This is a genomic window from Flavobacterium lacustre (assembly GCF_027474525.2).
Lineage (GTDB): Bacteria > Bacteroidota > Bacteroidia > Flavobacteriales > Flavobacteriaceae > Flavobacterium > Flavobacterium lacustre.
In genome coordinates, this window is sequence record NZ_CP114882.2 from 1807081 (window position 1) to 1822443 (window position 15363).

Below are 15363 nucleotides of genomic sequence, written 5' to 3' on the forward strand. Positions count from 1 at the left end.
GATATGGATACTATTATTAGAAATGCAAAAGTAGTCAATGAGGGAAAAATACTCGATTTAGATGTACTAATTTCAGGGGAAAGAATTGAAAAAATAGCATCTTCAATCACGTTAAACCCCGTAAAAAAATATATTGAAATTAATGCGACAGGACTTTATCTGCTTCCCGGAGTTATTGATGATCAAGTTCATTTTAGAGATCCAGGACTAACTCATAAAGGTACCCTTTTTACCGAATCTGCCGCAGCTGTAGCTGGTGGTATTACTTCTTTTATGGACATGCCAAATACGATTCCAAATACACTGACTCAGGAATTATTAGAAGAAAAGTACCGAATGGCCGCCGAGAAATCACTAGCGAATTATTCTTTTTTTATGGGGATTTCTAAGCATAACTTAGACGAAGCTTTAAGAACAGATACTGAAAATGTATGCGGAATCACAGATGACGGCCTCTATTTTAATAACGACGAAGGTATTTTAGCAAATTATCCAGACTTTTTAGAAGACCTATTTTCAAGAACAGATACGCTTGTCGCTTTACATAGTGAAGATGATACGGTTATAAATGCGAATACTCAGAAGTTTAAGCTTCAATATGGGGCCGATATTCCATTTTTTTATCATTCTCTGATTCGAAATGAGCAAGCTTGCTTAAAAGCAACTCAACGGGTACTGAAAATTGCTGAAAAACACGAAACACGCTTACATCTCTTTCATATTTCAACTTTGGCGGAAGCTAAATTATTCGATAATCATACACCAATCAGAGAAAAACGAATCACGGCGGAAGCCTGCGTGCATCATCTTTGGTTTTCAGATGCGGATTATGAAAGACTGGGATCCAAGATTAAATGGAATCCCGCTATCAAAAAAGATCAGGATCGAAAAGGTTTGATGCAATCACTACTAAATAATAAGATAGATATTATTGCTACAGATCATGCTCCTCATACCATTGCGGAAAAAGCAGGGAATTATTTTCAGGCACATTCTGGGGGACCTTTGGTACAACATGGCCTTTTAGCCATCTTAGAATTATTTCATCGGGGTGAAATTCCATTGGAGAAAGTAGTGGAAAAAATGAGTCATAATGTAGCCGAAATTTACCGAATCAAAGAACGAGGCTATATTCGGGAGGGCTATTTTGCAGATTTGGTTTTAGTTGATTTAAATAAGCAACAGGAAGTAAGTGAGAATTCTCTTTTATATAAATGTAATTGGTCTCCTTTTTTAGGGCAGGTTTTTAAAAGTAGTATCAATTCTACTTTTGTAAATGGAAATCTAGTTTATGAAAAAGGACTTGTTCAGACGGATATAAAAGGGAAAAGATTGCGATTTGAAAAGATTCGATAATGCAAATAAAAAAATAATTTTAAATACTATAAAATATGAATTTCAGTTTATTATTAGATAATTTGACTAATCCTGCCTTATTATTTTTTGTTTTGGGAATTATAGCCGTCTACTTAAAAAGTGACTTAAAAATCCCGGAGAATACCTCCAAATTTATATCGTTATACCTTCTTTTTTCAATTGGTTTCAAAGGCGGACAGGAATTGGCCCACAGTCATTTCACTAAAGATATACTTTGGTCGATACTCTTTGGGGTATTGATTGCCGGATTAATTCCACTGTATACTTTTTTTATTTTAAAAAGGAAGTTTAGTATTGAGAATTCAGGTGCTATAGCTGCCGCTTATGGATCTGTGAGTGCGGTAACTTTTGTAACGGCTGTTTCCTTTTTAGAAATTCAAAACTACAGTTTTAGTGGTCACATGGTTGCAGTAATGGCGTTGATGGAAGCACCGGCAATTATTATTGGGGTAATCTTAATCCGCTTGTTTAGTAAAGAAGAAATTCAGAAAACCAAGATGAGTACCATAGTTAAACATTCTTTTACTAATGGTAGTGTACTATTAATCCTTGGAAGTTTAGTTATTGGGTTTTTAGCAAGCGAACAGCAGGCATTAGGAATTAAGCCTTTTACGACGGATATTTTTAAAGGATTCTTAGCTTTATTTTTATTGGATATGGGAATTGTAAGTGGTCGTAAATTAAATGATTTTTTTAGAAGTGGCTGGTTCAGCATCTTTTTTGCAGTTGTTTTTCCTCTCATTAATGGCTGTATTATTGCATTTTTAAGTCAATTTGTTACAGAAGATGTTGGAAATCGTTTTGTTTTTGCTGTTTTAGCAGCGAGTGCTTCTTACATTGCAGTTCCGGCAGCTATGAAGATAGCTGTGCCAAAGGCAAATCCAGGTATTTTTTTACCTATGGCCTTGGCAATAACGTTTCCTTTTAATATAACTTTTGGAATGCCCATTTATTTTTCAATTGTATTGTCTCATTTCTAATTATTAACTTTAATTGATGTTAATAATCTCAAAATTGTATTTCTAATCATTTATAACTTGAAGTAAAAAAAGCCTGCCAGTTTTCACTAACAGGCCTTTCTGTAATTGGATAACCGAATGTGTTATTTTATCAAATCAAAACTTCTTTTTACGAAAGCAGTTAACGCTTCCCCTTTCAATAAGTTTTGGGACAATTTAGCTAAGTCTAAGGCTTGTTTTACCAAACTTTCCTGCGCTGATTTGTCTTCGGTATTTAGTATGGTTGTAGCCAAATCTGAATTGGTGTTTACTACTAAATTATACATTTCGGGCATATTTCCCATTCCGAACATTCCGCCACCGCCCGACTGACTCATTTCTTTCATTCTACGCATGAATTCCGGTTGCGTGATAATAAAAGGAGCTGCTTGGCTGTCCATTGCTTCCAGTTGTACCGAGTAATTTTGTTTTGGTACAATTGTTTCCAGCACTGTTTTTAAACTGGTTTGTTCTTCTTCGGATAATTTAGAAATAGTCGTTTCTTCTTTTTTGATTAAATTATCAATATGGTCTGAATCGACACGTACGAAAGTCAAATCTTTATTATCTCCTTCAATTTTTTGAATCAAATGTGAGATAATCGGAGAGTCTAACAGTAATACTTCGTATCCTTTTTCTTTTGCAATTTCGATGTAAGAATGTTGCGCTTCTTTATTTCCGGCATATAAAACAACCAATTTTCCGTCTTTGTCGGTTTGTTTGTCTTTTAGATTTTCTTTTAATTCATCCAGCGTAAAGAATTTATCATCTACAGTTGGATACAATACAAAAGCACCTGCTTTTTCGTAGAATTTGTCTTCTGAAAGCATTCCGTATTCTAAAACGATTTTGATGTCATTCCATTTTTTCTCGAAATCTTCTCTGTTTTCGTTGAATAGTGATTTGAGTTTATCCGCTACTTTTCGGGTGATGTAATTTGATATTTTCTTCACGGCACTATCCGCTTGTAAACCGGAACGCGATACATTCAAAGGAATGTCCGGAGAATCTACCACACCGCGAAGCATCATCAGGAATTCAGGTACAATTCCTTCTACATTATCCGTAACATATACTTGGTTTTGGTACAATTGAATTTTATCTTTCTGAATTTGAAGGTCAGCACCTAATTTTGGGAAGTATAAAATTCCGGTTAAATTGAACGGATAATCCACATTTAAATGAATGTGAAATAAAGGTTCTTCAAATTGCATCGGGTACAATTCGTGGTAGAATTTTTTATAATCTTCGTCTGTTAAATCGGTTGGAATTTTTGTCCAAGCCGGATTTGGATTGTTGATGATGTTATCTACTTCAATCGTTTCCGGTTTATAGTCTTCCGGAGCATCTTCCGGTTTAGTCAGTGTTTCTGTTTTTGTTCCAAATTTAATCGGAATTGGCATGAACTTATTGTATTTGTTCAACAGTTCACGTATTTTGAACTCTTCTAAAAATTCTAACGAATCTTCGGCGATGTGCAAAATTATTTCTGTTCCTCTTGTGGTTTTATCTGCCGGTTCTAAAGTAAATTCCGGGCTTCCGTCGCATGTCCAATGTGCTGCTGGTTCGTCTTTGAATGATTTAGTGATGATTTCCACTTTCTCGGCTACCATAAAAGCAGAGTAAAAACCAAGACCAAAATGACCAATAATTCCTGAATCTTTGGCTGAATCTTTGTATTTGTCCAAAAACTCTTCTGCACCAGAAAAAGCGACTTGGTTGATGTATTTTTCTACTTCGTCCGCAGTCATCCCTAATCCTTGATCGATAATGTGCAATTTTTTGCCTTCTTTGTCGATTTTGATTTCAATTATTGGGTTACCATATTCTACTTTAGCTTCTCCAATACTCGTTAAGTGTTTTAGTTTTAGCGTTGCATCTGTTCCGTTTGAAATTAATTCACGCAAGAAAATTTCGTGATCGCTGTATAAAAATTTCTTGATTAAGGGAAAGATGTTTTCTACCGAAACATTAATTTTACCTGTTGTCATAATTGTAAAAAATTTAAGTTTAATTTGATTATTCAAATCCTTTCAAATAGAATACCAATTCTAGCCCAAGTGACAAATTGGCGGAAGTGTTAATTTTGAAACAAAATTCAATAATTATAAAACAATTTGGTTTTCTTGCTTTGTATCTTTGTAGTATTATTAATCCCAAATATTAAAAGAAGATGAAAAAAGTTATTGTTTTATGCGCATTAGCCATTGTGATGTTTGCCTGTAAATCGACCTCCATCACCAGCACCAATACTAATAGACAATCTCAAGTTGCTATGAAAGGAAATTGGGTGATCAGCGCTGTAACTTACCCCGGTTCACAATACATTAAAGTGAATTCCTTTCAAATTGCCGATTCCGAATGTTTTGTAGGCAGTACCTGGAAGTTTGTTTCTAATAACAATAAAGGCGAAATGGCTTTGACTAAAGTGGGCTGTCCTGCTTTTAGTTCTCCTATCACTTGGTTTGTAAATGAAGAAGGTCAATTTGTATTGAAAGTTCTCGACGCAGATATCAAAGCCAAAAAAGTCAGAGAAGGATACATTTTATATGTTGCCAATCAAACCGATACTTCTTTTCAGTTGGTTGACAAAATTGATGTAGGCGGAAAAATCACCGATGTGGTGTATCAATTTCAAAAAGTTAATTAATTAAAAAATATATAGATATGAAAAAGATTTCAATAGTAGCGATAGCTGCCCTACTGGTTATGGGTTCAATGTTTACCAGTTGTGAAGCATTAAAGAATACCAATAATACTCAAAAAGGAGCCGGAATCGGAGCTGTAAGTGGTGCTGTAATCGGAGGAATTCTTGGAAACAACCTTGGAAAAGGCGGAAAAGGAGCCCTTGGAGCAGTTTTAGGAGGAGTTGTAGGAGGAGTTGCCGGAGGCGTTATTGGTAACAAAATGGATAAACAAGCCAGAGAAATTGATGCCGCTCTTCCCGGAGCAGAAGTGGTTCGTGTGGGGGAAGGAATTAAATTGGTTTTGAATGAAAATGCCGTTCGTTTTGATACGAATAAATCTTCTTTAACCCCAACTGCCAAAGCTAATTTAGATAAAATAGTTCCTGTTTTTAAAGAATATCCAGACACTGATATTATTATTTATGGGTATACCGACAGTACGGGTCCAGCAGATTATAATTTGAAACTTTCTGCAGAAAGAGCGGCATCGGTTCGTAATTATTTGTCTAGTCAAGGGGTTTCTTCCAGCCGTTTTCAAGTAACCGGATTGGGAATTGCTGATCCGATTGCATCCAATGAAACTGCTGAAGGAAGAAGTCAAAACCGTCGTGTTGAGTTTGCTATCACGGCCAATGAAAAAATGATTCAAGAGGCTAAAACCGAAGTTAAAAACTAACGATTCCTTTTTAATGTATACTAAAAGCTACTTCAAAAGAAGTAGCTTTTTTTTGTTTACAAGACTTTAGTTAAGATTCCATTTGAAATAAAAAACGCTGTTCTTTTCCGTGGTAAAATGGTATAAACAGTGTAAATTTGGCTTTTCAAATATAGAATATGCTCGAACTAGAAAATATTTCCTTTACCTATATCAAAGCTGCCGTTATCGAAGCTGTCAGTTTTACGGTTCCCAAAGGACAAAATATAGCTGTAATCGGCGAAAGCGGTTGTGGCAAAAGCACCCTTTTGAAATTAATTTACGGTTTGTACGATTTAGATGCCGGCACCATTTCATATGATGGAAAACCCATTCTTGGCCCCAAGTACAACCTGATTCCCGGAGCGGATTTTATTAAATACTTAGCCCAGGATTTTGACCTGATGCCTTACATCACTGTCGAAGAAAATGTGGGTAAATTTTTGTCGAATATTTATAAAGATAAGAAGCAAGCCCGAGTTCAGGAACTTTTAGAAATGGTTGAAATGACCGAATATGCTCAAGTTAAAGCCAAATATCTGAGTGGCGGTCAACAACAGCGTGTAGCATTAGCCCGAGTTTTAGCTTTAGAACCAGAAATTCTTTTGTTAGATGAGCCTTTCAGTCAAATTGATTCGTTTCGAAAAAATGCATTGCGCCGTAATTTATTTCAGTATTTAAAAGAAAAACAAATTACCTGTATTATCGCCACACATGACAGTACGGATGCTTTGTCTTTTTCGGACCAAACGATTGTGATGCAAAACGGGAAAGTTATTGCCCAAAGCAGTCCAAAAGAATTATTTCAAAATCCTTCCAATCCTTATATCGCTTCCCTTTTTGGCGAAGTCAATGTGTTACAATTATCGCAGTTGGCTTCTGTTGCAGCCGGAGCGGATCAAACGGTTTTGTTGTATCCGCATCAATTGGAGGTAATTGCCGATGGGATTTTGCAAGTGGAGGTGCGACAATCTTATTTTAAAGGCAGCCATTATCTGACAAAAGCCGTAGTTGCCCAAAAAGTAATTTTCTTTGACAGTTTTACCCCTTTAACCGCAGGCACGAAAGTTTGTTTGGGCTTACGGATTTAAATTTATTGGAGGCGAAAATTGAAATTACCAAAATTATTACTAAATTAGATAAGCATTTTAAACCATGTTTCGCTTAGCAGTCCAATTTTATAACAAATAAACCATTATGTACCATTCAAAAATTACAGGATTAGGATATTATGTTCCTTCCAATATTGTTACAAACGCCGATTTGTCTAAAATTATTGATACCAATGATGAATGGATACAAGAACGAACCGGTATTCAGGAACGCAGGCATATTATCCGTGGCGAAGATACTACGACCACTATGGGAGTAAAAGCCGCTACAATTGCTATTGAACGTTCAGGAGTTGCTAAAGAAGACATCGATTTTATTGTTTTTGCGACCTTAAGTCCGGATTATTATTTTCCTGGTCCGGGAGTTTTGGTACAACGGGATTTAGGTTTGAGAACGGTTGGTGCATTAGATGTCAGAAATCAGTGTTCCGGTTTTGTTTACGCACTTTCTGTTGCGGATCAATACATTAAAACCGGAATGTATAAAAATGTTTTGGTGATTGGTTCTGAATTGCAATCGACAGGATTAGACATGACTACGCGTGGCAGAGGGGTTTCGGTGATTTTTGGAGATGGAGCAGGAGCCGCTGTTTTGAGCCGTGAAGAAGATTTAAGCAAAGGAATTTTATCCACCCATTTGCATTCTGAAGGCCAGCATGCTGAAGAATTAATCGTGAAAGCACCCGGAATGGGAGGCCGTTGGGTTACAGATATTTTGGCAGAAAATGATCCGGATGACGAAAGTTATTTTCCATATATGAACGGGCAATTTGTATTTAAAAATGCAGTAGTACGTTTCTCTGAAGTGATTAATGAAGGATTAGCAGCCAATAATTTGGAGGTATCCGACATTGATATGCTGATTCCGCATCAGGCTAATTTGAGGATTTCTCAATTTATACAAAAGAAATTTCATCTAACCGATGATCAGGTTTTTAATAATATTCAAAAATACGGAAATACGACAGCCGCTTCTATTCCGATTGCTTTGACCGAAGCTTGGGAACAAGGCAAAATAAAAAGCGGAGATACAGTGGTTTTAGCTGCTTTTGGTAGTGGTTTTACCTGGGCAAGTGCTATTATCAAATGGTAGTATTTTTTAGTTGTAGTGTCAAATTTTTTTGGAACTAAATGAAAAATAAACAACTGGAAATTGCGTGTTTTAATTTGGAATCAGCTGTTATAGCTCAACAAAATGGCGCTAACCGAGTAGAATTGTGTGCTGACATCCGTTCAGGAGGAACAACCCCTGATTTTGAAATCGTGAAAGCGGTCCGTGTTGCATTGACAATTGATTTGTATGTTATGATTCGTCCTCGTGGCGGTGATTTTGTCTGCACTGATGCTGAATTTCAACAGATGAAAAAGGCTATTGAATCCTTTAAAAAGATAAAGGTTGATGGTTTTGTTTTTGGAATTTTAAAAGAAGACGGAAGCGTCAATACAGAACAAAACAGTGCATTAGTCGCATTGGCTCAGCCCTATTCCTGTACGTTTCATCGCGCTTTTGATGTGGTAAAAAACAGGGAAGAGTCGCTTGAAGCAATAATTGCATGTGGTTTTACCACTATTTTGACTTCCGGACAGCAAAAAGATGTAGTTGAAGGGATTGCCGTTTTATCTGAATTAGTTCAAAAAGCGAACTCTAGAATTGTTGTAATGCCCGGCGGCGGATTACGTTCCACCAATATTGCTTTATTAAAAGAAAAGACCGGGGCTCATTTCTATCATTCTTCTGCCATAATTGACCAAAGTGAAACGGCAAACGGAACTGAAATAAGTGCGTTAAAAAATGAACTTGGTGTAGTACAAAATGCTATTTAAAACAGAAAAACCCAGAGTGGCATACTCTGGGTTTTTCTTTGCAACTCATTATTTAAAACTGCTATTAAAACCCATTACTACCTTTGGGCTCCTTTTTAAACTGGACTTTTTATTTTTTTGGTTTCCTCTTCAAAAGCAAAATTCATAGTATTGAAAATAGCACTAAATCCGCACTATCAGGTTTCGATTTAGTATTGGTGTACTCAATACTAAAAAAGATAAATACTTTGCTTTTTGATTCATAAGACTGACAAATCAATAAGTTGTTACACTCTTTGTAAAAAATAATCAGATTATGGGTGTGTAAAATGGAACTGTCAAATCATTAATTGTGTTTAACTATTTGATAATTAATTTGCTAATTAGGAATATGAAGTCTTATGTCTAATGGTGTTTTTTTATTTTAATTTAACGTTTCAACGAAAAATGCGAGCGGTATTCCCGGGCAACATTATTTTCGGTATAGGCTATTGAAAACCAATAGTCATCCGCAGGAAGCGGGTAGCCATTATAGGTCCCATCCCAACCTGTACCATTTGGATCGAGTTCTTTCAATAATTTTCCGTAGCGGTCAAAAATGTAGATAACCGATTTATTTTGAACAGGCAATCCTATAATATTCCAGGATTCGTTGAAACCATCTCCATTTGGCGTGAAAAATTTAGGACTGTTAATCAAATGAACGGTCACCGGAATTGTTTCTCCACATCCGTTTAAGTCACTTATTGTTATTTCATGGTTTCCGGAACTTACATTTGTAAACACATTACTTGTTTGAGGAGAACCACCATCTAAGGCGTACAGAAAATTAGATCCGTTTCCGATGCTTGGTACTGCATTCACAGTGATGGTTTGATTGTCACTAAACCAGCCCGAAGTTTCAAAAGCGATAGATGCCGGTCCTGCGGATTCGATAACGGTAAAGGGAACGGGGTCTGCAGTACAGCCAAAAATGGATACATCGGTCACTGTTAAGGTGTAATTTCCGGGTTCGTTAGTCGAAAAATCGGCAGCGGTACCCACGACAGTTCCATCTTCTTTTTTCCATTCAAAGGCATATTGTGGCGCTGTAAATCCACTTGTTATGTAGGCATTAGTTACTACTCCTGTTTCAAAATCGTGACAAACAGGAGGCACATTCAGTATTGCTTTGGGTTTATCGGTAATGGTAATTGCCATAGGTTCTTCGTCCGTACACCGTTGAGTTGATGGCGTTCCGGACTCCGCATAAGCATAAATAGTAGTAGAAGCCGTAATTATATCTCCCGGAAATTTTTCGATGTTAGTACTTTTTGGTCCGCCTGATTGCGTAAAGTATCGGGTTGCGGGTGCTGTGAATGCAGGGAGAATAAATGATTCACATCGAGTAATTGCAGGAATCGGCGCTATTATAGGAGTGTTGTATATGGTGACAGTAAAAGCATCTTCATCAGAGCAAGAGACTCTGCTGTTGTCTTCCGCAAATACATAAAGGGTTGTTGTAGCCGTTATTGGTGCGTAAGGAGCGGTTAATTTTACTCCAGTTCCGTGAGGTCCATTTGGTGCGGTGTAATAGTCTCCTTGTCCTACAATAGTTGGTAACGTAAAACTATCGCAAGCATATTGATCGGCAATATCATTTACATAGGTAACTAATACTGATATACTGTATTCAGAGATACAGGTATTTGGCGCAGCCGCTGCGGCATACACATAAATGGTTTTTGAAGACGTAATGGCATAACCCGGAGGCAGTATAGGGTTTGTCGGGGAAGGACCACCTGCAAATTCATAGTATTCCCCATTGGTTAAATTATCTAAGATATAAGGTTGTCCACATTTTATTACTTCTACGGGTTTGGCGTCTACTTTTGGGGATTTATAAATGGTTATTATAAATTGTTCTTCCACATAGCAAGGGCCGGATGCCGCTTTATCATAAAAATATATAGTTTGGGTACTTGTAATCGGATAGCCAACAGGTCTGATTTTTCCAGTTCCCAAAGGACCGGTATAATAATTTCCGCTGTGGGCAACTGCCGGTAAATAGTAAATATCACATTGTGGAGTTGTATCTGAAAGTACCGGTAATGGTGCAATGGCTATTGTAATTGTAAAAGGGGAGTCAATCGTACAATTTAGGCCGGCCACATAATACCAAAGTGTGGTTGAAGAATTGATAAACGTTCCTGCCGGTATTGCTGAGCCGCCACCGCCAGCCGCAGTTCGGTATTCCCCTACACTTAAAGCAGGTAGTTTGTAGGACGAGCAGGAATTCACATCCGTTGGTATAGTTATGCTTGAATTGTCAATGAAAATTTTGAATGTTTTCTCGGAGCTGCAGTTTGTTGGCGCTGTGCCTGTTTCTTTATAAACATAAATTGTTGTTGTGGATGTGATAACGGTACCAACTGGCAGTATTGGTAAACCTTTGTTTGGTCCCGAATAATAAATGCCTCCGTTGGGATTGGCCGGTAAAGTATATGATGTACAATCAAATCTGTTGGTGTAATTTGGTAATGGAGTAAATGGAATTATCGTGATTTTAAAGTTCATTTCCTTTACACAAGACGGAGTAACCGTAGTGTCTTCAAACCACACATATAAATTATTTATACCTGCTGTATTTAGTACAGTTCCCGGTGCTATTTCTATGTTTCCGGTAGTATTACTTCCGCCACTTTGAGTAAAATATTTTCCGAAGAGTAAGGCTGGCAATTTGTATTGCGAACAATAGGATGCAGAGGCCGGTGTTACATCACTCAAATTCACAATGGTCACTTTAAAAAAATCTTCAGCGGTACACGCTCCTATTTGATTAAAAATATAGATTACACTTGTTGTCGTCACAGCATGTCCTACCGGTAGTTGTATTCCAGTTTTTCCTGGCCCCGTCCAATATTGTGCTCCTGGTTTTGTTAATGCCGGTAATGGATAAGCGTTGCATACATAAACGTCCGGTAAAAGATCGACTTCGGGTAATGGGGTCACTATTATTTTAAAACTAGTTGTAGCATAACAATTTAAATTAGAGCTATTTTGCACTCGAGCATAGATGGTTCTTGAACCTGACAGTAATTCATCGGCCGTGTTTAATGTAATGATATCTGTATTGTTTGTCGCTCCTGATGCAGTTGTGTGAAAAGAAATTAAATTGTAGGTTGGGTCTTGTGTCCCTAAAATCAATGCTTTTTGAGCGGTAAAATCAAACAGCGCTTTTGGCGGAACATCTGTCAAGTTTCTGCTGCAAAGGGTAATGTCATTAGGAGTATTGGCAATAGCGGGACTTGGAACAATTTCGAGTTGAAAAGATTTTATTTCGTAACAGCCCGTCACGGGATTTTCAATGCGCACATAAATGGGTTTCCCGCTATCAGTGCTTAGCAGCGTATATGGGTTGCTCAGTGCTGCACTATTTGTTGTTGCCTCCGCATTAGTTTCGTGATACGAAATAAGTGTTTCGGCAGGGAGATCATCTAAAAGTCCAGTTGTAGTAGTGGCCTGATTGACTCCAGCCAGAATAATAGTTGTCATTTTTGTCCAATCAAAATCATAGCTTGCGGCGCCTGTATCGCAACTGTAAAGATTAGGAACGGTAGCCATCACTCCAATTTTCGGATAAATTTCAACACTGATTTCATCTGTAACGGCAGTACAGCCCGGTTCTATGTATGTAACGGTATACTTATGAATGCCTGAGCCAATCACAGGCAGTATACTATTTAAATCTAATGTTTCACTTGTTTGGGCAGGTGAAAAAGCAACCCCTTCTTTTTTCCATACAAAAGTTGTTCCCGGACTTAAGCCCGCTGCGGACAGAATTGGTAATGTATTTCCCGGACAAATGGCTTTATTGTTGGCTTGAGTGTAATCTAACCCCAATACATTTTGTCCGATATTGAAACTGTTTGCTTTTAAAAATATAGCCGAATCATAGCCGGTATTCCCTCCGCCATCAGCAATTACTATTTTTATGCGGTAGATGTGGCTGGTATTTAAACCCGTTGCCGAAGCAATCATTTCCACCGTTTCTCCGTTAAAATTGATTGCAGGTCCAAAACCGCTACCATTGAATGTCCCAAAATAAGATTCGTTCGCAGAAGGGCAATTCGAATTGTATGCTATGTCTCTGATCGTTTCGACAGAAACCGGAATACTAGTCCCCGGAACCACTGCTAAATTGGTATTGGCACCACCACTGGTTACATCTTTTAATAAAAATGCAAATGCATCTGAGAATTTGCATTGTGATGTTCCGTATTCTTCGGAAGCAAACAGAAAAGAGAAATCAAAATTGGGAGTTTTTGGTTGGAAATCAAATTCAATATAACTGGCATTCACACTATTTATTGAAATTCCGGACTGTGAGAGCAGGTTGGATTCCAGATCTGAATCTCCTGTCCAAACCGCTGTTCCATCACTTAATATCGAATTGTTCGGACTCGGAATTTTGGTCACATCGCCAGTCGTTAAAACGACTCCATTCAAAAAAGGAAAGTTGGGATTGTTGTTTTCAAAATAGCCAATGCCGTTTGCAGCTCCGTAATCAGTTCCTGTTTTTGATGTGATATTGGTGCCCGAAACACAGGGAGACTTGATCAGGATTTGATTGACTAACTGTTCTACTGTGTAGGTAGTGGTATTTACGGTCACCGATTGCGCTCCTGAACTAAAGGTTACTAATAACACTATAAAAACAATTATTTTCCTCATGTTTTTAGTTTTACTTTATTAACTTGTAAAATTAGTAATAATTGTAGCAATATATAAAAAAATACTAAGAATCATAAGGGTTTATTATCAACAAAGGGTTATATTAAGTCTTTTTTTTGCCATTTAATTGAATAAAATATAGAATCATATTAAGGAATTAAAATTATCTTTGCACACTTTAAAATCAAGTTTTCATGTCATTACAACAGATTCTTACGCCATCCATAGCAACAGCCATTCAAACTTTGTTTGATGTATCCTTAGACAAAGTCGAATTTCAAGCCACCCGAAAGGAATTTGAAGGCGATATTACCATGGTTATTTTTCCTTTACTTAAAGTTATCAAAAGCAATCCTGTTGAATTAGGAAATAAAATAGGTAACTATCTTGTAGCCCATGTTCCCGAAGTAGCCCGATTTAATGTGGTTTCCGGGTTTTTGAATATTGTAATTTCAGATTCATATTATTTAGATTTCTTTGGAACCATAAAGGACAATACTACCTACGGATTTGTGGCGCCTTCGGCAAATGATACTGCGGTGATGGTCGAATATTCTTCACCTAATACGAATAAACCGTTGCATTTGGGGCATGTACGCAACAATCTTTTGGGTTATTCTGTTGCCGAAATCATCAAAGCTTCAGGTAAGAAAGTCTATAAAACACAAATCATCAACGACAGAGGGATTCATATTTGCAAGTCGATGTTAGCCTGGCAAAAATTTGGAAACGGTGAAACACCGGAATCTACCGGATTGAAAGGGGATAAGCTGGTTGGGAATTATTACGTAGCTTTTGATAAAGCATATAAAGAAGAAATTGCCCAATTAATGCTTGAAGGAAAAACAGAAGAAGAGGCAAAAAAACAAGCGCCGATTATTCTTGAAGCGCAAGAAATGTTGTTGAAATGGGAAGCTGGAGATGCTGCTGTAAAAACACTTTGGAAAACCATGAATCAATGGGTTTATGATGGTTTTGCCACAACTTATAAAAATCTTGGAGTTGATTTCGACAGCTTTTATTATGAAAGCAATACTTATTTATTAGGAAAAGATGTCGTGCAGATAGGTTTAGACAAAGGAATTTTCGAAAAAGACCCGGATGGTTCGGTTTGGATTGATTTGACCGATGAAGGTTTAGACCGTAAAATTGTATTGCGTTCGGATGGAACCGCGGTGTATATGACACAAGATATCGGAACTGCGATTCAACGTGTAAAAGACATGCCGGATGTTGGCGGAATGGTTTATACTGTAGGAAACGAGCAGGATTATCATTTTAAAGTTTTGTTTTTGATCTTGAAAAAATTAGGTTTTGACTGGGCTTCCAACTTGTTTCATTTGTCTTACGGAATGGTTGATTTGCCTTCCGGAAAAATGAAAAGCCGAGAAGGAACTGTAGTGGATGCCGATGATTTGATGCAGGAAATGACCGATACCGCTCAGAAAATTGCAGAAGATTTAGGGAAATTGGACAGCTATTCTGCCGAAGAAAAAGCTAAATTATACAATACCATTGGTCTTGGCGCTTTGAAATATTATATTTTGAAAGTAGATCCTAAAAAGCGAATCCTTTTTAATCCCGAAGAATCAGTCGATTTTGCCGGAAATACAGGACCGTTTATACAATATACTTATGCCCGAATTCAGTCAATTATCCGCAAAGCCAATTTTGATTTTTCGAATACTGCTGCGGTGGATAGCTTACACGAAAAAGAGAAAGAATTACTCAAACAACTTGAATTATTTCCCGAAGTGATACAACATGCCGCACATCATCACAGTCCTGCGTTAATCGCTAATTTTACGTATGATTTAGTGCGTGAGTACAATTCGTTTTATCAGGCGGTTCCTATACTTGGAGAAGAGGATTTGGCGAAGAAAATTTTTAGAGTGCAATTGTCAAAAAAAGTGGCTGATACTATTGCGGCTTCCTTTAAATTGCTCGGTATTAATGTTCCTGAGCGAATGTAAAAACAA

Annotated in this window: 10 protein-coding genes; 8 read left to right on the forward strand and 2 right to left on the reverse strand. The window is 37.2% G+C overall.

The window, feature by feature from the left end; genetic code table 11:
* The first annotated feature begins 3 nt into the window (after window positions 1-3).
* Entirely contained in the window at window positions 4-1356 is a 1353-nt protein-coding gene (locus tag O6P34_RS07925; RefSeq protein WP_269683974.1) for a dihydroorotase, read from the forward strand.
* 35 nt (window positions 1357-1391) lie between these two features.
* Window positions 1392-2357, forward strand: coding sequence for a sodium-dependent bicarbonate transport family permease (locus O6P34_RS07930; protein ID WP_269683975.1), 966 nt, complete (start codon window positions 1392-1394; stop codon window positions 2355-2357).
* Window positions 2358-2479: 122 nt separating this feature from the next.
* Here O6P34_RS07930 and htpG read toward each other — a convergent pair whose 3' ends face one another.
* A complete protein-coding gene (gene htpG / locus O6P34_RS07935; RefSeq protein WP_269683976.1) occupies window positions 2480-4366 on the reverse strand; it encodes a molecular chaperone HtpG in 1887 nt (628 codons plus the stop codon).
* Between the two features lie 182 nt (window positions 4367-4548).
* Between htpG and O6P34_RS07940 the strand changes: the two genes are divergently transcribed.
* From O6P34_RS07940 to O6P34_RS07960, 5 genes are all read left to right on the forward strand, one after another.
* The gene (locus O6P34_RS07940) at window positions 4549-5025 is read left to right on the forward strand and encodes a lipocalin family protein (protein ID WP_269683977.1); all 477 of its coding nucleotides are present in this window, start codon (window positions 4549-4551) and stop codon (window positions 5023-5025) included.
* Between the two features lie 17 nt (window positions 5026-5042).
* Entirely contained in the window at window positions 5043-5738 is a 696-nt protein-coding gene (locus O6P34_RS07945; RefSeq protein WP_269683978.1) for a YiaD family glycine zipper/OmpA-like lipoprotein, read from the forward strand.
* 158 nt (window positions 5739-5896) lie between these two features.
* Window positions 5897-6847 (forward strand): ABC transporter ATP-binding protein, encoded by a 951-nt coding sequence (locus O6P34_RS07950; protein WP_269683979.1) that lies wholly within the window; start codon window positions 5897-5899, stop codon window positions 6845-6847.
* Window positions 6848-6953: 106 nt separating this feature from the next.
* Window positions 6954-7961, forward strand: a complete 1008-nt coding sequence (locus O6P34_RS07955) for a 3-oxoacyl-ACP synthase III family protein (protein ID WP_269683980.1) — start codon at window positions 6954-6956, stop codon at window positions 7959-7961.
* Window positions 7962-7999: 38 nt separating this feature from the next.
* Window positions 8000-8692, forward strand: coding sequence for a copper homeostasis protein CutC (locus tag O6P34_RS07960; protein WP_269683981.1), 693 nt, complete (start codon window positions 8000-8002; stop codon window positions 8690-8692).
* A 408-nt stretch (window positions 8693-9100) separates the two neighbouring features.
* Here O6P34_RS07960 and O6P34_RS07965 read toward each other — a convergent pair whose 3' ends face one another.
* On the reverse strand, window positions 9101-13384 hold the full coding sequence (locus tag O6P34_RS07965) for a T9SS type B sorting domain-containing protein (protein WP_269683982.1): 4284 nt from the start codon (window positions 13382-13384) through the stop codon (window positions 9101-9103).
* 194 nt (window positions 13385-13578) lie between these two features.
* Here O6P34_RS07965 and argS point away from each other — a divergent pair, with 194 nt between their 5' ends.
* Entirely contained in the window at window positions 13579-15357 is a 1779-nt protein-coding gene (gene argS / locus O6P34_RS07970) for an arginine--tRNA ligase (RefSeq protein ID WP_269683983.1), read from the forward strand.
* Window positions 15358-15363 lie beyond the last annotated feature (6 nt).

What these genes read in the sequence shown, in the direction of transcription:
- O6P34_RS07925 (WP_269683974.1), top strand. Translation starts at nt 4, where the DNA reads ATGGATACTATTATTAGAAATGCAAAAGTAGTCAATGAGGGAAAAATA.
- O6P34_RS07930 (WP_269683975.1), top strand. Translation starts at nt 1,392, where the DNA reads ATGAATTTCAGTTTATTATTAGATAATTTGACTAATCCTGCCTTATTA.
- htpG (WP_269683976.1), bottom strand. Translation starts at nt 4,366, where the DNA reads ATGACAACAGGTAAAATTAATGTTTCGGTAGAAAACATCTTTCCCTTA.
- O6P34_RS07940 (WP_269683977.1), top strand. Translation starts at nt 4,549, where the DNA reads ATGAAAAAAGTTATTGTTTTATGCGCATTAGCCATTGTGATGTTTGCC.
- O6P34_RS07945 (WP_269683978.1), top strand. Translation starts at nt 5,043, where the DNA reads ATGAAAAAGATTTCAATAGTAGCGATAGCTGCCCTACTGGTTATGGGT.
- O6P34_RS07950 (WP_269683979.1), top strand. Translation starts at nt 5,897, where the DNA reads ATGCTCGAACTAGAAAATATTTCCTTTACCTATATCAAAGCTGCCGTT.
- O6P34_RS07955 (WP_269683980.1), top strand. Translation starts at nt 6,954, where the DNA reads ATGTACCATTCAAAAATTACAGGATTAGGATATTATGTTCCTTCCAAT.
- O6P34_RS07960 (WP_269683981.1), top strand. Translation starts at nt 8,000, where the DNA reads ATGAAAAATAAACAACTGGAAATTGCGTGTTTTAATTTGGAATCAGCT.
- O6P34_RS07965 (WP_269683982.1), bottom strand. Translation starts at nt 13,384, where the DNA reads ATGAGGAAAATAATTGTTTTTATAGTGTTATTAGTAACCTTTAGTTCA.
- argS (WP_269683983.1), top strand. Translation starts at nt 13,579, where the DNA reads ATGTCATTACAACAGATTCTTACGCCATCCATAGCAACAGCCATTCAA.